At 46.2% G+C, this 18,619-nt stretch carries 15 protein-coding genes; 11 read left to right on the forward strand and 4 right to left on the reverse strand.

What is annotated here, in order from left to right:
- The first annotated feature begins 304 nt into the window (after positions 1–304).
- The gene (locus AC1DV1_RS14015) at positions 305–1,081 is read left to right on the forward strand and encodes a GLPGLI family protein (protein ID WP_477360150.1); all 777 of its coding nucleotides are present in this window, start codon (positions 305–307) and stop codon (positions 1,079–1,081) included.
- A gap of 65 nt (positions 1,082–1,146) precedes the next feature.
- Here the strand turns inward: AC1DV1_RS14015 and AC1DV1_RS14020 are convergent, their stop codons facing one another.
- The 3 genes from AC1DV1_RS14020 to AC1DV1_RS14030 all read right to left on the reverse strand — a co-directional run bounded on the left by AC1DV1_RS14020 (position 1,147) and on the right by AC1DV1_RS14030 (position 4,391).
- Positions 1,147–2,121 (reverse strand): wax synthase family protein, encoded by a 975-nt coding sequence (locus tag AC1DV1_RS14020; RefSeq protein ID WP_477360152.1) that lies wholly within the window; start codon positions 2,119–2,121, stop codon positions 1,147–1,149.
- Positions 2,118–2,552: a hypothetical protein gene (locus AC1DV1_RS14025; RefSeq protein WP_477360154.1), complete on the reverse strand. Its 435-nt coding sequence runs from the start codon at positions 2,550–2,552 to the stop codon at positions 2,118–2,120. The genes AC1DV1_RS14020 and AC1DV1_RS14025 overlap by 4 nt, the downstream gene beginning before the upstream one ends.
- Before the next feature lie 327 nt (positions 2,553–2,879).
- Positions 2,880–4,391, reverse strand: a complete 1,512-nt coding sequence (locus tag AC1DV1_RS14030) for a glycoside hydrolase family 32 protein (RefSeq protein WP_477360156.1) — start codon at positions 4,389–4,391, stop codon at positions 2,880–2,882.
- A gap of 183 nt (positions 4,392–4,574) precedes the next feature.
- On the opposite strand from AC1DV1_RS14030, the gene AC1DV1_RS14035 reads away from it, so the two are divergent.
- The 6 genes from AC1DV1_RS14035 to AC1DV1_RS14060 all read left to right on the forward strand — a co-directional run bounded on the left by AC1DV1_RS14035 (position 4,575) and on the right by AC1DV1_RS14060 (position 11,137).
- Positions 4,575–5,102 (forward strand): hypothetical protein, encoded by a 528-nt coding sequence (locus tag AC1DV1_RS14035; RefSeq protein ID WP_477360158.1) that lies wholly within the window; start codon positions 4,575–4,577, stop codon positions 5,100–5,102.
- Positions 5,103–5,312: 210 nt separating this feature from the next.
- Positions 5,313–5,873, forward strand: coding sequence for a carboxymuconolactone decarboxylase family protein (locus AC1DV1_RS14040; protein WP_477360160.1), 561 nt, complete (start codon positions 5,313–5,315; stop codon positions 5,871–5,873).
- A 34-nt stretch (positions 5,874–5,907) separates the two neighbouring features.
- The gene (locus tag AC1DV1_RS14045; RefSeq protein ID WP_477360162.1) at positions 5,908–8,673 is read left to right on the forward strand and encodes a TonB-dependent receptor; all 2,766 of its coding nucleotides are present in this window, start codon (positions 5,908–5,910) and stop codon (positions 8,671–8,673) included.
- Positions 8,674–8,678: 5 nt separating this feature from the next.
- A complete protein-coding gene (locus AC1DV1_RS14050; RefSeq protein ID WP_477360164.1) occupies positions 8,679–9,950 on the forward strand; it encodes an MFS transporter in 1,272 nt (423 codons plus the stop codon).
- 69 nt (positions 9,951–10,019) lie between these two features.
- Entirely contained in the window at positions 10,020–10,568 is a 549-nt protein-coding gene (locus AC1DV1_RS14055; protein ID WP_477360166.1) for a carboxymuconolactone decarboxylase family protein, read from the forward strand.
- Between the two features lie 23 nt (positions 10,569–10,591).
- Positions 10,592–11,137: a carboxymuconolactone decarboxylase family protein gene (locus tag AC1DV1_RS14060; RefSeq protein ID WP_477360168.1), complete on the forward strand. Its 546-nt coding sequence runs from the start codon at positions 10,592–10,594 to the stop codon at positions 11,135–11,137.
- 64 nt (positions 11,138–11,201) lie between these two features.
- Here the strand turns inward: AC1DV1_RS14060 and AC1DV1_RS14065 are convergent, their stop codons facing one another.
- Positions 11,202–14,207: a glycosyl hydrolase gene (locus AC1DV1_RS14065; RefSeq protein WP_477360170.1), complete on the reverse strand. Its 3,006-nt coding sequence runs from the start codon at positions 14,205–14,207 to the stop codon at positions 11,202–11,204.
- 697 nt (positions 14,208–14,904) lie between these two features.
- Here AC1DV1_RS14065 and porK point away from each other — a divergent pair.
- The 4 genes from porK to porL are packed head-to-tail and all read left to right on the forward strand — an operon-like array spanning position 14,905 to position 18,559.
- On the forward strand, positions 14,905–16,194 hold the full coding sequence (gene porK / locus AC1DV1_RS14070) for a T9SS ring complex lipoprotein PorK/GldK (protein WP_477360172.1): 1,290 nt from the start codon (positions 14,905–14,907) through the stop codon (positions 16,192–16,194).
- Between the two features lie 4 nt (positions 16,195–16,198).
- Positions 16,199–17,104, forward strand: coding sequence for a type IX secretion system ring subunit PorN/GldN (porN, locus tag AC1DV1_RS14075; RefSeq protein ID WP_477360174.1), 906 nt, complete (start codon positions 16,199–16,201; stop codon positions 17,102–17,104).
- On the forward strand, positions 17,101–17,727 hold the full coding sequence (locus AC1DV1_RS14080) for a hypothetical protein (protein ID WP_477360176.1): 627 nt from the start codon (positions 17,101–17,103) through the stop codon (positions 17,725–17,727). Before porN ends, AC1DV1_RS14080 begins: the two co-directional genes overlap by 4 nt.
- A 28-nt stretch (positions 17,728–17,755) precedes the next feature.
- The gene (gene porL, locus AC1DV1_RS14085) at positions 17,756–18,559 is read left to right on the forward strand and encodes a type IX secretion system motor protein PorL/GldL (RefSeq protein ID WP_477360178.1); all 804 of its coding nucleotides are present in this window, start codon (positions 17,756–17,758) and stop codon (positions 18,557–18,559) included.
- Positions 18,560–18,619 lie beyond the last annotated feature (60 nt).

The raw sequence follows: 18,619 nt of genomic DNA on the forward strand, positions 1-18,619 counted from the left end.
TTAGTATCAACTCCGATGCTACATACCAATACAACGCGGCAACACAATCGTTTCCCCAGGACTTCAGGAAAACGATCCTGAACGCAACCATTGGTAAAACTTTCCTTAAGGATGAAAGTATAAAAATATACCTGGCCGGCAACGATTTACTGAACCAGAATACCGGGTACAGCCGTACAGGTAATGCCAACCAGATTTCGCAGGAGCGGTATACTACTATCCGCAGGTTCTTTATGCTATCACTTATTTGGGATTTTAACCATGTTGGCGGCGGTGCCGCGCCAGCAGCTAAAAAATAATTTATATGAAAAAGTTTATTTTATTTACAACAGCTTTATTAGTACTTGGCGGCAGCTGCCTGTTTGCCCAAAACAAGCACTTTACCACCAATGGCATTATAGAGTACGAAAAGAGCGTAAACATGTACGCTGTTTTTCAGAAGATAATTGATAAGGACAACGAGGCCTGGCTACAACCCGCTTTTGACTCTTATAAAAAAACACAGCCACAATTCAGGAAACTAAAAAGCACTTTAGCGTTTGGCAACAACAAAACCCTGTTTACCCCCATTGAGCCCGAAGCCCAGGGCAATACTTTCTTTTTAGATAACCCGATGGTTGGGCAAAACAATACCGTACAAACCGATTTGAATACCTACACCAGCATTGATCAGAAAAAGGTTTTTGAATCGGTATTCCTGGTGAAAGACAGTGTGCGCAAAATAAACTGGAAGATTACCACTGAAACCCGCGAAATTGCCGGTTTTACCTGTCGCCGCGCAAACGCGCTGGTGCTTGATTCGGTTTATGTAGTAGCTTTTTATACCGACGATATTACGGTACCTGGCGGCCCCGAGTCATTTGCCGGCCTGCCGGGCATGATACTGGGCCTTGCCATTCCGCACGAAAACGTAACCTGGTTTGCTACCAAAGTAAATGAGGTACCGGTTGACGATAAAGCGCTTGCCGCACCTAAAAAAGGAAAGGCTGTAGACCGTAAGGGACTAACCGCCACCCTAACCGATGTAATGAAAAACTGGGGCAACCAATCAAATATCTATTTAAAAGCCTTTATCCTTTAACCTATTATAAACTTAAGCAACACCCTGTTATGCACGACATAGCGGGGTGTTTGTGTTTTACGGCTTTACAAGTGTAAGCCCACCATCGGCCATACAATTTGCCTGATAAACTGTGGGTGAAACAGCAAGGGCATGGGTGCTATCACCCAAAACAAAGTCCATAAACGGGCGGTGAACGGGTGTTTTAAAAATGCAGCCCCGCCATTTGTCAATACCTTTTCCAGCAGTACCATAATTCCCTGGATAATAAAATATATCATGGGCAAACCATACCCGCTATTTACGGGTACGCTAAGCGCCAGCTCATGCAACAGCCCCGAGAAGGCAAAGGCGACCATTAACGCGGCACCCGGCCCTATTTTATTACGCAAGGGACGAAAGATGGTTATGGAGGTCATTTCGCTAAAGGCCATGTTCCAGCGTTTGCCCCAAAATTCAGTAAGGCTCATGGCCCGTGCAGGTTGCTTAAACAGGTAATAGGTATTTACGCCTTTTAGTCGCCATGTACCTGCGCTAATACTCAACAGCCCGAAGTGAAGAATAAGGCTTAGCCCAACCAACAGAAAAGCAGTGGTTAACAGGTAAACCGGCTGCGGCCCCAAAGGCAGCAATACAATTTGGCGTCCCAGTAAAATAAGCGCCCCACCGACTATTACCCGGCTCAGGCCAAACCAAATCATTGTCCAGGCATTGGGTAAGGGTGCCTGCCCAAGGTTTTCAAAAGGTTCGGCACGCATGCCGGCCCAGCCGCCTGCAAAAACCAGCCATTGATTAAATTGAAGGGTAAGTTTTTTGGTTTTATAACTTTGGGCAACGGCAATAACCTTCATGGCGGTAAAGGTTGTGGCAATAATGGCCAGCATCCGCAATGTGGGGTTGGCCTGTAAAAATATAAAGTGAACAATTAGGATACTTATAATCAGCAAAACCCAGCTTTGCCACACCATTTTATATTTTATAAATGCATAACCCAACAGTACAACAACAGCGTTTGTGATGCCGAAATAAAACACTGATAATAGTACCGCCGTGGTGATCATGACTGCATATAATTAAAGTAACAGGCCCGGCTATAAACAATACTCAGGAAAACAAAAAGAATAATCAATACCGCCTCGGCCAGTTTATGCAATTTACCAGTGGGGAAATTTGTCCTGTCGAAATAAAGGAACTGGATCAACACCCTGGAGATCCAGTAAGCTGCGATAAAACCGGTAAGCAATGTTGCCAGCTGCGATCCGTTAACAAGATCATTAAATGCCAGGGCCGAAAGCAGCCCGAAGCAAAGGTTGATCACGAGGATGTACGCGGCGTAAGTCCAAAACATTTGTTTAATCAGGGGCTGCACTTTGAACAGCTCGGACCGCCAGTTTAAAACCCGGGGAATGGCCAGGCTGCCAACCGCCAGCCCTACCTGGGCCAGCCCTGCAAACCAAATCAATTGCTGAATACTAAAACCTATGGTTTTCATTTTACAGGCTATCTATTTTTATCGGTTTCGATAATACAAATCTACATAAAATATTAAATTTTCAAAATATATTGAAAATTAAATAATTAAAATATACTCCCGACTTTTTAAATAAAAACAGTACGCTAACGGATATCCGCAGGGTGTTGGGAAGGTGTTGAAAGGGTATCCAAAGGTGCATCAACGGTACAGGAAAGGATAGGTAAAAAGACATTCAATCATTTCATTATCAGAAAAGTATGGTATAGCGCCAAAATAATTATCAAAAAACAACCGGGCCGGGCAATTCGCCAGGCTAATTTCTTTCGGGTGTTGGTTTTGGCTGGATTACCTACTGCTCAGATCCCATATCTTTAAACTTTTCACCTGCGATTTCCCTTCCGAAAATATGGTATTATCGGTGGCGTTTTCGCCGGGGTATATCATGGTAGATATTACCTTTTCGCCGCCGTTGCCAAAAACTTCCAGTGAGGATCTGTCAAGCAAAATCTGGAGCCTTACAGCCCTATTTACCGGCTTTAAAGGCGCGGTCCGGATAAGGTTTACGGCATCCTTATTCGCCGTTTCAGCGGTTGTGCAATCAATAAAAAGCTCCTGTTTTACAGCATCATATCCTACTACAACTTTTTTTGTTGTGCCGCGTTCCTGGGCTAAAATAAAGCCTACTTTTTTGGCATCATTCAGCTGAAAATCAACGTCAATCCACATTGATTTACCAAATACCCTGCTGCCTTTTAACGACATCGTTCCGTCAAGTACGTGGCTACCAAATGAAAGCGCCTTCACTTCCTTTGAAATTGCCTCATTAACAACAGCTGATGGTGCCTGAACAAGCCTGATGCCCTCATCGGTAGTTTTTAAGAATAAGTCATGCGGGATTGACATCTGCCCTTTCCATGGATAGGTTTCTTTGCGCCCGTTTACAAGCCAGCCTAAAAGCACTTTCCTGTTGCCAGGTGCATCGCGCCAGCCAATAGCGGCATAAAACGAGTCGCCATAATCAACTTTGAACAGGCTACCGGCATCATTGCTGTTTTTAAAGGTTGTGCCATCAAAATCGCCAACGTAATACTGCATCATTGGGCTATGCTCGCCCCAGCACGATACAAACAGTACCCATTTTGTCTTGGCTGCATCGCCATCAACAGTTAAAGGCAGCAGTGATGGGCATTCCCATCCGCTTTTGGTATAACCAGCTGGGCCAAAATCACTGAGTTTTGTCCACTCTTTCAGGTTTTTAGAGCCGTAAATCCTTACCATATGCTCGTCAACCATGGCTACCGTCATAATCCACTGTTTGGTTGGTTCGTGCCAGAAAACATTGGGGTCGCGAAAATCTTTTTTATTCAAATCGATAACCGGGTTGCCGGTGTATTGGGTGTAGCTTATGCCTCCATCGTTGCTATAAGCTATATATTGCGATTCTTTTTTCTGTTTAGGCTGATCGGCTGTAAAAATGGCAACTATAGGGGCTTTCCCGTTTTTGCCAAAGCCGCTGGTATTATTTTTATCCAACACTGCTGATCCGGAGTAAATATAGGTTAAAGTATCATTGGTCACTATTTCGGGAATAGCAACCGGCAGATTTGTCCAGTGCAGCAGGTCGGTACTGGTGGCGTGGCCCCAGCTCATGTGCCCCCATTTATTTTCGAAAGGATTGTGCTGATAATACAGGTTATATTTTCCGTCCAGGAAGATGAGGCCATTAGGGTCGTTAGTCCAGCCGGTGGGCGGCGTAAAGTGGTATGCAGGCCGCCATTGCGGGGTTGGTGTTTGCTGGGCAAACACTTTAACAGTAAACATCGGGAAGGCAAGGCAGCAAATAAAATATTTAAACATAGGTGGCTGTTTATAAAGTTGGCAGTATAAAAGTACGTTAAAAATTAACTCCGGGGCAAATGCGGCAGAAACAAAGCAAATATTCGCGCTATTGTTAAATAAAATTTTGAAAGTTTGTTTTAAAGTCACAACTTTAAACAACTCTTTTGCCTTTAAACCAGATTGAAAAAATTTATTGCCTTAATGTTACTCAACATTCACCTGCTAAATATTGGCGGGCAGCTGGCATTTCATCAATATTTGGTTTACAAAACAGATAAGTTTTATACCGAGCAAACCCGCAAAGGGCTTTACAATATCAAAGATCTAACAGAGATCATTATCCCCGTTAACCTGCCCAACATCAGCGATTGGAAAAACTTCGAGAACATTGCCGGGCAAATCCAGTTTGGGAGCACCAACTACAATTACGTAAAAATGAAGATGACACGCACCGGTTTACACCTCATGTGCATCCCCAATTACAAGACCACCCAACATATTGATAAAAATGTAGTTAATGCCAAAGGCGTTAAAGATATCCCGGTACCACAAAAAGATCATGTACCATACGGCAAAACAATTGTGCAGGAAAACATCAGTTTCTCCTTCGCACAAATTGAGTTTATTTGCCCAATAAAAAACTTACAGAAAAACGTTGTACAACCTGTACAGCCCTTGGTTTATTACCACCAGGACATTCCTGAGCAACCGCCCAAAGCCACCTGCTGATCGCCTCTTTTTAATTCATTTTTCCGGATGGTGCTGTTAGTACCATTGAGTTGCTTTTATTGGAATTTGCCTGCGCGTGTTAACGCGGTTTGCTGCTTTTGCATTTAGCCAGAGCACAAACGCGATAGTGCGTCGTACGAGCATCAATAAGCTAATTACCCCTCCGGCAATTTTCAAATTTTCAAATCTTCAAATTCTCAAATTAAACTCATGCCTTATATTCCTCTTGAATCCCATTTACCGGGCATTACCGGTTTATTGGAGTACAGCAAAGAAAGCGCTGCACCTATTCGCGAACTTACCCAGATTTTGCTTCGTGGCCCGTCGACCCTATCCGAAGGCGACCGCGAGCTGATAGCTACCATCGTATCCCATGGCAACCAGTGCAAGTTTTGTACTACCGCCCACACTGCCGCTGCGGACCTATATTTAGGCGAAAAAGATACCGCCCAAAAGATCAAAAAAAATATCGAGACAGCGCCAGTGAGCGAAAAAATGAAGGCACTGCTCACCATTGCCAAACTAACCGGCCAAAGCGGTAAAAATGTAACCTCCGCCGAAATTGACCGGGCTAAGGCCGCGGGCGCGACGGATATCGAAATTCACGATACTGTACTAATAGCTGCCCTTTTTTGCCTGTACAACCGCTATGTTGATGGACTGGCTACCGCGCTGCCCGCCGATGCCGGATACTATAACATCCTGGCCGACCGCCTGGTTAGCCATGGTTATTCGCGTCTGCCGCAAGGCTATGATCACTTAAAAAAATAAGCCGTTACCCTAACTAATTTAAAACCAAATCACGATGAAAAAACTTTTATTTATCATATTGTTGCTCTCGTCAATCAACCTGTTTGCGCAGGAAAGCAAAATAACGGGTACCCTAACCGATGCCGCAACCGGCCAGGCTGTTGTGGGCGCCAGCATTACCGTTAAAGGAAAATTAACCGGTACCATTACCGACTCGAAGGGTAATTACTCCCTTAGCCTTAATAAAATTAAGCCGCCCTTTACGCTCATTATATCTGCCGTAGGGTATGAGCAAATAGAAAACAATGTTACATCCACCGGCGAAGTAAGCCTCAAATTACAGCAAAAATCCATCGTACTAAACGAGGTTGTATCATCTGCTACCCGTATTAACCAAAGCATATTACAATCGCCGGTTAGTATCGAGAAAATGAGTTTGAAGGCTATCAAGGAAAATCCTTCATTCACTTTTTATGATGGCTTGCAAAGCTTAAAAGGGGTTGAAGCGGTAACCAGCAGCTTAACCTACAAACAGGTGAACACCCGTGGCTTTAACAGTACCGGTAACGGCCGCTTTTTGCAGTTGGTTGATGGTGTTGATAACCAAACACCCGGCCTCAACTTCTCGGTAGGTAACCTTTTTGGCGCATCGGATATTGATATCGAAAGCGCCGAAGTTATACCAGGTGCAGCATCGGCATTATATGGCCCGGTGGCCTTTAATGGTTTATTATCGTTAAAAACAAAAGATCCATTCAAATACCAGGGCTTAACCGTACAGGTAAAAACGGGAATGAACCACTTTGGCGAATCATCTGTAAAGCCACAGGGTTTATATGATTTTGCCGCGCGATATGCAAAAGCCTTCAACGACAGATTTGCCTTGAAAATTAACGCTTCGTATTTAACCGGCAGGGATTGGTATGCCGAAAACTATACCGATGTAAGTGCATCAACCCCGGTTGGCCAACGGGGACCAAATAACCCAGGGCGCGACGCGCTGAATATTTATGGCGATGAAGTATCGCGCACCCTTCCCGGCATCGGCCTGGTATCAAGAACCGGTTACCAGGAAAAAGACCTGATGAATTATAACGTATACAGCCTTAAGTTAAACGGCGCTTTGCATTACCGCATCAGCAATAACCTGGAGGCCATTTACCAGTACAACTTTGGTAAAGGAACCGCCAGCTATACCGGCAGCAGCCGATTTGATTTGAATAACTTTGTTCTGCAAACCCACCGGGTGGAATTGAAAGGCAGCAACTTTTTTATCCGCGGATATTCCGTAGCCGAAAACTCGCACGACTCCTATAATACCCGCTCGCTGGCGCAGTTCATCAACCGCGATTGGGTACAGGATTTAAGCGGCAACACCGTAACGCCGGATAAAGCCGACGATACCTGGTTTACCCGCTATTCAGCAGCATACAACGGCAATGCCAGTGGCGTAACCGCCCACGATAATGCAGCAGCACGGACTTTTGCAGATCAGGGCCGTTTTTTACCGGGCACAGCTGCCTTCAACGCTGCCAAAGATGCATCTATCCACAATTACGGCTTAAGCGGCGCGGGTGTATTTAGTGCAAGTAAATTTTACCATGCCGATGGCCAGTACGATTTCTCGAGCGCTATTAAAGTGTTTGAATTGCTGGCCGGCGGCAGTTACCGCGATTACCGCATGTTTACCAACGGCAGTTTGTTTGATGATAAAACCAACCGCGTAACCATTGCCGAATACGGCGCATTTATGCAGGCCGCAAAAAAACTATTTGACGATAACCTGAAGCTAACAGCCTCTATCCGTTATGATAAAAACGAAAACTTTAAAGGCAGCTTTACGCCTCGCTTCTCGGCAGTTTATACCGTTGATAAAACCCATAATTTCAGGGCATCATACCAAACCGGTTTCCGGAACCCTACCCCGGTTGATCAGTTTATCCACCTTAATGTAGGCCCTATCACCATTTTAGGTGGCGCGCCCAAAAACAGTGCAGGGTTAAACGTTTATGAAAACTCGTTCACTGCATCATCAGTAAGCGCATTTGGTGCGGCATTTGGCGCGGCTGTTGCCGGCGGAACGCCGTTTCCCCAGGCAGTTGAGCAAAATAAAGGGTTATTGCAAAAATCAAATGTGGCCTACATTAAGCCCGAGCAGCAAAAGGCCTTCGAGCTGGGGTACAAAGGTTTAATTATGGATAAATTACTGGTTGATGTAAATTATTACTACAGCAGCTATACCAACTTTATCCTTAACACAGTAGTAATTCAGCCACAAGATCAAATATTAGGTGCCGATGGCAAAGTTACCACAGCATCGGCAAGTGATATTCCTGGTGGCAAGGTGCATGCCTTTCAGTTATACACCAACGCGCCCGATAAAGTATCGGCACAGGGTGCAAGCGCGGGTTTAACTTATTTGTTTGATAAAGGATATGCCCTGGGCGCCAATGCTACGCTATCTACATTTAATCTGCGCAACGCAAATCCAAACAATATTGCAGCTTTTAACACGCCTAAATGGGCTACCAATACCACTTTTGGCAACAGCAATTTTGCCAACAATTTTGGCTTTAACCTGGCCTGGCACTGGCAAAGCGCGTTTGACTGGTACGGTACTTTTAACGGTACGCGTCCGGGCCGTGTAGACGCCTACTCGATGGTTGATGCGCAGATTAGCAAAAAGCTGCCAAAATTCAAATCGACAGTTAAACTGGGCGGCAGCAATATTTTCAACCAGCACATCTACCAGTCGTACGGTTCTCCGGCCATTGGCGCTATTTATTATGTATCCATAGTATTTGATGACCTTTTAAAATAAGCAACATGAGCACACTTGTAATTGATAAGCCAGGTTCAAAACCGCAAACAGATATCAGCGTACCCTACCGGGTAACGCTATTTGTTATTTGTTTTTTGAGCAGCGCCCTTGGGGGTACGGTATCTACTTTGATGTCGGTTTATTTGCCGGTGGTGGTTAAAGATTTGCAGGGCAATTTGCCTCCAAACGAAATTAACTCCATCAGTGGCTATATTAACGCCATATTCATTTTCGGCTGGGCCTTAGGCGGCTTTACCTGGGGCGTTATCAGCGACAAAATGGGCCGTAAAACCGCCTTGCTGATGGCCATTAGCTGTTATGGCATTTTCACCATTTTAACAGGCCAAATGCCCACCTGGTGGGGCGTTGTACTATGCCGCTTTATGAGCGGCTTTGGAGTGGGGGGTGTGTTGGTAACAACCATTACGCTGATAAGCGAAGTTTGGCCGGCAAAAAGCAAAGCGGTTGTTATCGGCATCCTATCCATCGCGTTCCCGGTAGGTATCTTTTCGGCCGGGCTTATCAATTACGTGGTGTCGTCATGGCGGTCAGGTTTTCTTATCGGCGTTATCCCGCTGGCCCTGGCGCTGATTGGCGCATGGGTTTTATCCGAATCGCCAGGCTGGCTAAGCTATCGTAACGATATTGCCAACCGCAACAACCCGCTAAATAAATTACTATCGCCCGCCCATCGCCGGGAGTTGGTAGTGGGCTCGCTGACTTTTGGCACTATGTTAATAGGCCTATGGGCCATATTTTCCTGGCTGCCAACCTGGGTACAAAGCCTTATTACCAATCATGATGCCGCTAAAGAGCGTGGCCTGAGCATGATGTTTTTGGGTATGGGCGGCCTAACGGGTGGTTTCTTATCAGGATGGCTGGTAAACCTGCTTACTTTACGCCGGTCGATGCTAATTTGCTTTGCAGTTTGCGCCGGCTTGTCCTTCGTGCTGTTTAAAACAAACAGTTCGTTCAGCCCTGTTATTTATGCCGAGATCTGCGTACTGGCTTTATTCTTCGGCGCCAGCCAGGGTGTATTATCAGCCTACATACCACAGCTATTTTCAACCGGCATCCGTGCCACTGCTACGGGATTTTGCTTTAACATCGGCAGAATATTTACCGCTACCGCCGTGCTGTTTGTAGGCATCCTGGTATCGGCCCTGGGCGGCTATGGCAATGCTATATTCATTTTTTCGTTAGTATTTATAGTAGGCCTGCTGGTAGTATTATTTGGCCACGAAAAGGAAGCTAAAAGCTTAAAGCCGAAGGCTTAAAGCAAAAAAATAAAAGAATCAATTCAATAAATCACTAATTCAGTCACTCACTAATTCACTAATTAAAATATGGCACACATCAATGTACCCGAAGGCGTTCCGGGCATCCGCTCGCTGGTAATGTTCAGGCCCGAAACAGGTAAGCCTTTATATGAGCTGGCGCAGATATTACTGCGGGGCGAATCTACCTTATCGCCCGCTGAGCGCGAACTGATAGCCGCATATGTATCATACCGCAACAACTGCACCTTTTGCTACAGCAGCCATGCCGCCGCGGCAAGGTGCCTGTATGAAGATGATGCCCTTATTGTTGACGAGGTATTGAGAGATATGCAGGAGGCCCCGGTAAGCGACAAGCTGAAAACGCTGTTAAACATAGCCGGTAAAGTGCAAATCCTGGGTACCGAAGTTAAACAGGCCGATATTGACGCCGCCAAAAATCTTGGCGCTACCGACCGCGAATTGCACGATACGGTACTGATAGCGGCGTCATTCAGCATGTTTAACCGTTATGTAGATGGGCTGGCCAGCCTTACGCCAACAGATCCAGAAGCTTATGCAGAAATGGGCGTACGTATGGCAAAGGGTTATACACTGCCGCCGCAGCCGCAACAATAATTATTCACTATAAAAAATATACCATGGCACATATAGAATTAAATAACGACTTGCCAGGCATAAGAGGCCTGATGTTTTACCGGCCCGAAACCGAGGCCCCGTTGAATGCCCTTGCTGAATTTTTGCTGCGCGAAGACAACTCGCTAACCCGCGGTGAGCGGGAGCTGATAGGCACCTACGTATCGTACCTGAACGACTGCTTTTTTTGCCAGAACGTGCATGGCGCGGTAGCCGGCCACTATCTTAACTGTAGTATAGACGATATAGATGCTATTAAAGCCGATTTTACAACGGCCGATATATCGCCTAAAATGAAAGCTTTATTAACTATTGCCGGCAGTGTTCAAAAAGGAGGCAAAAATGTAACCATCGAGCAGGTAGATGCCGCCAGAAGCGAAGGCGCTACAGATAAAGAGATTCACGATACGGTGCTGATAGCCGCATCGTTTTGCATGTTTAACCGCTATGTAGATGGCCTGGGCACATGGGCGCCGCAAGACAGATCGTTTTATGTTAACCGCGCTCCACAAAGGGCAGTTGAAGGTTATGTGGGCAGTATTTTAAAATAATTTTTAGCCGATCCGATTTATATTAAAAAGGCCCCGTGTGTAATGCGGGGCCTTATTTATTTCTTTAAAATTCACTTTGGATGGTCACCGGGCCAAGTAGTCCGGATTTTAACAAAGGCGAATCTTTACTGTAAAACTTATAGCTCGAAAAAGTAAACCTTCCGCTTGTGCGTGGCAGGCCTTTAACCAGCCATTGCGGCCAGGCATCATTTTGAATGCCGTCATCGGGTTTTCTTTCGTCGCCAATAAGCCTGTTTGGCCATACGTTTATTACCTGTATTTCCAGTTTGTTGTGCTTTTTCAGTGCCGATTTATTGATCTCTACACGCCAGGGAGCAGTCCAAACCACGCCTAAATCTTTGCCATTTAGCTTTATGCGGGCCATGTTGTTAACGCCCCCCAGGTCGATATAAAGTTTTTTTGCTTTTGGGGCTTGGGCTGGTAAATCAAATTCCTTATGATAAACTGCAGTTCCCGAATAGTATTTGATGCCTTCCTCCGGTCTTAATGTCCAGTCGGTCAATTCGTCAAACTTAATATTTTTAGGCCCGCCCCATTTTGGATCAAACGACACCTGCCACGCACCGCTTAAGGTTTTAACAATGGCGTTTTCTCCAAAGTTTTTAAGGGCCGCAGATGCCGTAATATTGCCTTTAACAAATACCACAAAATAGCTTTGGTACGGTGCAAATTTTAAAGGTACAGAAGTTAGCTGGCCTTTTACGCTGTATTCGGGCAGGCTTGTAATTTTGCCGGTGATGGCGTCCCACATTTGCGGAGTGCTGGTTACCGTCCTGAATGATGCGGTTGTCTTTACCACCTGGTCTGTGCGGTTGGATACAAAATAGATATCCGTATCGCCCATTGTACGGTGGGTATACCGTAACTGCCCGCCGGCTGTAAAATCCTGCTCTACACCCATGGACAGGAGCAGTTTGGCGGTTAGCTCATATTCGGGGTAAAGGTCATTGATCTGCTTATCAATCTCGCCTCCCCAAATTATTTTGCCCTTGCCGTAGCTGTGGCTTGTTTGTGCCAGTGGTTCCTGCAAAGTTCCCCAAACATCTTTGGCCATATCGCTCACCTGGTTATCGCAGGCCGGGTAGTCCGTTAATCCTGGTGATTTTACCGGCGGCATGCCAACTACCACCGCGCCATCGTTTACCAGCGATTTTATTTTTTGCAGCAGCACATGTGTCATTGTTTTAATGGCTGGCAATACCAGTAGCCTATAACTCGCCCCACCCGGGAATACCAGCATCCCGTTTTTAACGCTTGCTGTGTACAACTGCCCCGGCGAGCATCCATCAAAATTATAACCTTTTCTATCAGGCAAAACCACGTCACCGTCCATGGCCGATGACGGCGGGCGGAAAACATGCGGCGATCCTTCGGGCGTTAAATACAGTACATCGGCCACCGTACGCCCTTGTTGTAAAATATAGGAGCAGCGTGATATGTAAGCGTGATAACCGTCTACCATTGGCCACCAGGTTTGATTCCTGTCCCAATGAACACCATATGGCCCCATGGTTGCACCGGGGCGCAACGAATCGGGCAGGAACTGGTTTTGGAAGGTATGATAAGTAAACCTATTGATACCGGCGGCAAAAGCCCAGTCGCCCTGGTTTTTCATGGCGCCCGGATATTGTTTCCATCCCTCGTTATCCTGCGATGTAAATGATTCGGCAGGGATCAATGATTTACCATTCACATGCCCGATAGAAGTCGCTTCAACCACGCTGAACGACGAATTAAAACCCAGCCCTTTGCTCCAAAATTCGGCCATAGGTACGTCGGCCAAAGCACCCAGTTCCAAATCGGCAGTTGGGTTCATATCATATGGCTCGATAGATAGTTGCATGCCATTACGATGCGCATAGGTTTTAACCTGCCCGGCATGGTTTTCCAACACCAGTTCCTGCGCGGTTTGACGCAGGTCCCACAAAAAACGTTCGCTTATTTCCTGGCTTTGCACTATGTTGCCCGCATAAACGGGGTAATACGGCAGGGGGTCATAGCCTCTTCGTTTTATAAATTCCTCGCGGAAACGGCCCGTCCAATTTTGCGAACCCATTTCCCAGCTATCCATATGCAACCTTTTTAAGCCGCCTGCATCGGTTGGTTTCGGTATGCCGGTTTTACGCAGCAGTTTGCCTACATAATTATCCAGGTGGGCATTTAAAGCCACCGTATCCATTTTATCCGCCTCAAATCCTAAACCAGGTACCGGCGCGGGGCGGGTAATAGCACCATTATTACGGCGGCCAAGGCGCATAATTGTCCAGTTACCCTCAGGGGCAACCCAATTCAGTGTTCCATCAGGCTTAAGGTTACCTGTTAAATCAATAATCTTGCTTTTTTCTATAGCAGCACCGGCCGGTTGGGCCGCATATTCGGTTACCGACGGCAAAAACTGTTTAACACCGGGAGCCGACGAGTATGGCGCACGGTAATACAACGCTTTCTCATCTATATCTTTTATTTTAGGTAATGCAATTGCCGGTGTTGGGTAGGCCAGCACGGCAACATCTTCATAAAAATCAGTCCAAGTTTTTTTTAATTCGGGGCTAAATGCGCCTTCGCCAAAATAGGGTGGTTTAGGTGGCGGCACCGGCAAAACAATTGGTTGTTTGCTGCCGCCGCTTACGCTGATGGTACTGCTTACCAAATGCTGCATCGACTGCCCGATGGGCACCCAGGGCCCGCCGCTACCCGTCCATCCAGGGCCAATACCCAAAGTAATTTCAATGCCCAGGCGTTTGGATTCGCTTACCGCATGGGCAAACATATTTTGCCATTCTTCGCTCAAAAAATCAACCGGACCACGGGGAATACCCACATTCACCTCTAAAAACACAAGGTTACCAATGCCTGCCTTTTTCATCGCTTCCAGGTCCTCGGTTATGGATTTTGCCGACATATTGCCATCCATAAAGTACCAGTAAACACCGGGCTTGGCCGAGTTAGGCGGATGAACAAAACCAGCTTTCAGGTTTTTAACCTGTGCATAGGGCGCGTTTAAACCTAATAAAAAGGCTATAAAACAGCTCACGAAAATTTTATACATAAACGGTGTTTATTTGGTTAGTATGCCACGGGATAACGAAGATAACAAACGACTAACTGAGCGGCATCCTTATCCATCCTTAAAGCAGTGAAAACATGTAAAGTGGGTTAACATAACTTAACACATTTCAGATAATAATTTTACAAATACCTAATAATCAATATTTTACATTTCAACAAGGTTAACATCAAACTGGTCGGGCAATTTTAGGCGCATCCAAATATTTTTGCCTGGTGTTGGCCTATACAAGTCCCTCAGTATCTCGATCATTTGACCAGAATCGGGCAATAAAACGAGTATCGTTGATACTTATATCTTCCCGACGCCATAAGCTTATCGCCGTTAACTATTTGGATGCATTTGTCCGGGTGCTTAAAACATTTTATGAAGTTAACACCTGCCTTAAATTAAGCTTAGTTTCAGAAAAATAGCCGGATTTATTAGCTAAAATACTGTATACTAAGCTTTGGAGCGCCTAAAAACGGTGGTTGGTATACATATATTGTTCAAACAGCCAACTAAAAATTCCGCTTTTTACCCGGCAATTTCTTTATCGAGTTATTTAGTCTGTTCATCGGCACATTATGCCCCCTTGGGTGCACACCTCCCATATTTGAGTCATTGTTTCACCACTTAAAAAAACACTATGATCTCACATCGACTATTTTTTTTCATTTAAAACCCCGATAAGTCAATTATGAGATCGTCAATTCAAATTACAGGCTTGCTGCTAACAGTGCTCAGCTCCTGCCAGTCAAAACTATACAATACCCCGGCCACCCGCGCTGTTTCTGTAAAGCGCCTCATCCCTCCGGCAGGCATGGTGTATATACCATCAGGCACTTTCCAATACAAACTGCAGGATGATGATAAATCCGAAAAACGTAATGTAAGCGTAAGCGCTTTTTTTATTGATAAAACCGAAGTAACCAACAAGCAATACCAGGCCTTTGTAAACTGGGTTGCCGATTCGGTAGCCATTACTGATTACCTGCACGATGATTCCTTTTATCTGCCATCCACAGGGGCAACCGTTGGTAAAAACCGCAAGGAGATCAGGCTGATAGACTGGGATAAAGTGCACAAGATTTCGCCACTATGGAAACGCGCACCGGCAGACGTAAAAGAAAAGCTGGCCGGTATGATGACCATGCTCAATGGCCAGCGCATGCCCGACCCGGCATTAATGAACTACCGGTTTTATTACGTGCGCATGGATGGCGAAAAAAACAACCAATATGTAATGGATACGGTTGGCGTTTATCCTAACGAGCATGTATGGTCGACGGATTTTCCGAACGCGCAAATGACGGTGATGGATGCCAACTACTTCAGCAATAAAATTTACGAGTATAACCCCGTAGTCGGGGTAACCTGGAAACAGGCCCGTGCTTATGCCGACTGGCGCAGTACGCAGTTAAAGGTGCTTATCAGGAACAATCCCAATCTTAAAAATTTTAAACTAAGTTTTGGTTTGCCTACCGAAGCACAGTGGCAATACGCCGCCGAAGCCAAGCTCGATCCAGCAGATACCGTTGAGCGAACAGTGAAAACCACTATTGATAAAGCTACCGGTAAAGAAAAACTTTCGCTCAACTTTAAACAGGGCGAGGGCGCTTACTCCAGCGACGGATCGACATTTACGCTGCCGGTTACCTCCTATACGCCCAACGCCTTTGGCATTTACAACATGGCCGGCAACGTATCCGAGTGGACCATGGATGCTTTTAGCCCTTCGGCATCGCAACTAGTAAATGATTTAAACCCGGCATTGCTGTATGATGCTACCGATAAAGACTCGCCCTTGCTAAAACGAAAGGTAGTACGCGGCGGATCATGGAAAGATAACGGCGAGATGCTGAACAGTGATACCCGCAGTTTCGAAGACCAGGGCAACGCCCACTCCTACATAGGTTTCCGCTGCGTGATGGCCGCCTTTGAACTCCCCGGCGAGCAGGTAAAAACAAGAAAATACGCTAAACGATAATTTTATGAAAAAGATAATAATAGTGATTGAAACCCTTCTGCTGATCGGCTTTGGCAGGGGTATGGCCTTTGCGCAGGCAATAGCGGCCGATAGTACATTAACAGATACCCTGCCGGCATATGATAATTTAATCAAATCGGCCGATTTGGGGAAAGCAAAGCCTTTCCCCTATCCAAAGGCTAATGCTGCCAACATCAGGCTATATGCACAGGTTTGGCGGGATATCGACCTTTCCGATTCGGGCAACAGCATCCTTACCATCCCCGGTAAATCCCTTATGGAAGATATCATGAAAGGGATAAAAGCGGGCAAGCTTACACCTTATGAAAAAGAGGATCTGAAAAAGAAACTCAGCGCCAAACAAGGGGAACTGCGTTTTGCCGACTCGGTGCTGATTCCAATTTTTGATAAAGATGGCAACCAAACCGGCTCAAGAATGGCGCTTAACGAGTTCAACCCCGATAAAGTACGCCGGTTCCGGATTAAGGAAGATGTGTTTTTTGACAGGCAGCGAGGCCGGGTTGATACCCGCATTGTAGCGCTGGCGCCCATGATGCACATCAGCACATCGGCCGACCTGGCAGATAACCTGGCATTTACCCCGGCCTTCTGGCTATATTTTCCGCAGTTGCGGTATACGCTGGTACAGGAGGATGTGAGCAACCCCGATAAGGACATTTTTGATTTTACGCTGGATGATGTGTTTATGCAGCACAAGTTTTCGGCCTACCTGGTAAAACAAGCGTCGCCGGGCGGGGTACAAAGCGGGCAACTGGAGCCGGGCAGCACCGAAGCTGTACTGCTTGAGCAAAAAATTGCCGACCTGAAAAAACACATCTGGCAAAACCCCAGGGGCGTAAACGCAAAAAATTTAGCACAAACAGATAGCAAAAAGGAGGACAAGCTATGACAACGCAAGCAAAATTATTGAAAGAGTTTTTATTTATGATGCTCATATCGGGGCTGTTATTTTGCTGCGGCAAGGCCAGCGCCCAGGTACTGCCCGAGTACAGTGCATTCCCAACATCATCATTTGGTGTACAGGTTGGTACGCAGGGATTAGGCATCCAGGGATCATACAGTTTTTTGAAATCATTTAACGCCAGGATAGGGTTCAATGCCTTCCCGGGGATGACGGTGCAATACAACGGCCGCGACGCGCAGTTTAACCGCACGTCGGTATTTGCCATTGCCGATTGGCAGCCCCTGTACGGCCAAAGCGACTGGCTGGCCCGTAAGTGGTATATCTCTACCGGGATAGCTTACTATTTTTCAAATAACGTGTATAGGGAAGGAGTAGGCACTACGCCCAATTACACTATCTACATGTCGAAGGTAAGACCCTATATCGGCACCGGGCTGGGTAATATCCACCTGTTCAAAAACATAGGTATGCGTACGGACCTGGGGTGGTTTATTCCAACCAGTTCGGCCACATCAACCTATGACGATAAGGCCAGCAAAGTAAGCAGCGGGTTACGGGGCCTGCTGCCTGGCCTTAATTCGGCCGTAACCATTTATGTAAAATTCTGATCTGTAAAACCATTAAAAATTAAATATCATGTTAAAGAGCAAAAAAATCAACTGGCTGCATATAGCCATTTCCTGGGGTGCCAGTATAGTTATCCTTGGCGCTATGTTTAAAATTAACCATTGGGGTGGCCAGCTTGGCACCTATATGATAGGGCTTGGCCTATCAGTAGAAGCCCTGCTGTTTTTTACCCTTGGCTTTTTCCCTCCGGCCGAAGAGCCGGAATGGGAGAAAGTATATCCCGAACTGGCCGTTGATTATGCCGGCGACTTCCCAAGGCATAGCCATAGGCCAGTTCACCAAACCAATGGCGTTACCGCGGCCCTTGACGGCTTGCTTACCCATGCAGACCTGAGCCCTGAAAAGATTAACAACCTGGGGGAGGGATTAAAACAATTTTCGGATAAAATGAGCCGGATAAACGCTATAGCTGATGCATCATTAGGGACAGACGAATTTGCGGCGAAGCTAAAAAATGCTTCGTCCAAGTTTGATCTGTTGGGTACCATGTTCGAAAAAGCATCGGCAGGCTTTGCCACCATTGCCGATAGCCGCGATGATGCCCATGCCTACCAGCAGCAGGTGTTAAAGCTGACCCATAACCTGGCGCATTTAAACTCATTATACGAGAGCGAACTGAGCGGGGCCGATAATAACCTGCGCCGCATTAACCAGTTTTACCAGGGCCTCACCGGCACCCTGAATAGTCTGCATGAATCGGCAGGCGAAACCCGGGTGTTTAAGGATGAGGTGAACAAACTGGTGCAAAACATATCATCGCTGAATGTTTACTACGCCAACATGCTTTCGGCTATGAACCAGCAGCGGATGTAGTAAAAGGGGGAACGACTTTTCGGGTTGGAACGCTGGTGGAAGATGGTGGATAGGTGTGGC

It is taken from the genome of Mucilaginibacter sp. P4_D1, assembly GCF_056401935.1.

What these genes read in the sequence shown, in the direction of transcription:
- AC1DV1_RS14025 (WP_477360154.1), bottom strand. Translation starts at nt 2,552, where the DNA reads ATGAAAACCATAGGTTTTAGTATTCAGCAATTGATTTGGTTTGCAGGG.
- AC1DV1_RS14055 (WP_477360166.1), top strand. Translation starts at nt 10,020, where the DNA reads ATGGCACACATCAATGTACCCGAAGGCGTTCCGGGCATCCGCTCGCTG.
- AC1DV1_RS14015 (WP_477360150.1), top strand. Translation starts at nt 305, where the DNA reads ATGAAAAAGTTTATTTTATTTACAACAGCTTTATTAGTACTTGGCGGC.
- AC1DV1_RS14020 (WP_477360152.1), bottom strand. Translation starts at nt 2,121, where the DNA reads ATGATCACCACGGCGGTACTATTATCAGTGTTTTATTTCGGCATCACA.
- AC1DV1_RS14035 (WP_477360158.1), top strand. Translation starts at nt 4,575, where the DNA reads ATGTTACTCAACATTCACCTGCTAAATATTGGCGGGCAGCTGGCATTT.
- porL (WP_477360178.1), top strand. Translation starts at nt 17,756, where the DNA reads ATGTTAAAGAGCAAAAAAATCAACTGGCTGCATATAGCCATTTCCTGG.
- AC1DV1_RS14045 (WP_477360162.1), top strand. Translation starts at nt 5,908, where the DNA reads ATGAAAAAACTTTTATTTATCATATTGTTGCTCTCGTCAATCAACCTG.
- AC1DV1_RS14050 (WP_477360164.1), top strand. Translation starts at nt 8,679, where the DNA reads ATGAGCACACTTGTAATTGATAAGCCAGGTTCAAAACCGCAAACAGAT.
- porK (WP_477360172.1), top strand. Translation starts at nt 14,905, where the DNA reads ATGAGATCGTCAATTCAAATTACAGGCTTGCTGCTAACAGTGCTCAGC.
- AC1DV1_RS14080 (WP_477360176.1), top strand. Translation starts at nt 17,101, where the DNA reads ATGACAACGCAAGCAAAATTATTGAAAGAGTTTTTATTTATGATGCTC.
- AC1DV1_RS14065 (WP_477360170.1), bottom strand. Translation starts at nt 14,207, where the DNA reads ATGTATAAAATTTTCGTGAGCTGTTTTATAGCCTTTTTATTAGGTTTA.
- porN (WP_477360174.1), top strand. Translation starts at nt 16,199, where the DNA reads ATGAAAAAGATAATAATAGTGATTGAAACCCTTCTGCTGATCGGCTTT.
- AC1DV1_RS14030 (WP_477360156.1), bottom strand. Translation starts at nt 4,391, where the DNA reads ATGTTTAAATATTTTATTTGCTGCCTTGCCTTCCCGATGTTTACTGTT.
- AC1DV1_RS14060 (WP_477360168.1), top strand. Translation starts at nt 10,592, where the DNA reads ATGGCACATATAGAATTAAATAACGACTTGCCAGGCATAAGAGGCCTG.
- AC1DV1_RS14040 (WP_477360160.1), top strand. Translation starts at nt 5,313, where the DNA reads ATGCCTTATATTCCTCTTGAATCCCATTTACCGGGCATTACCGGTTTA.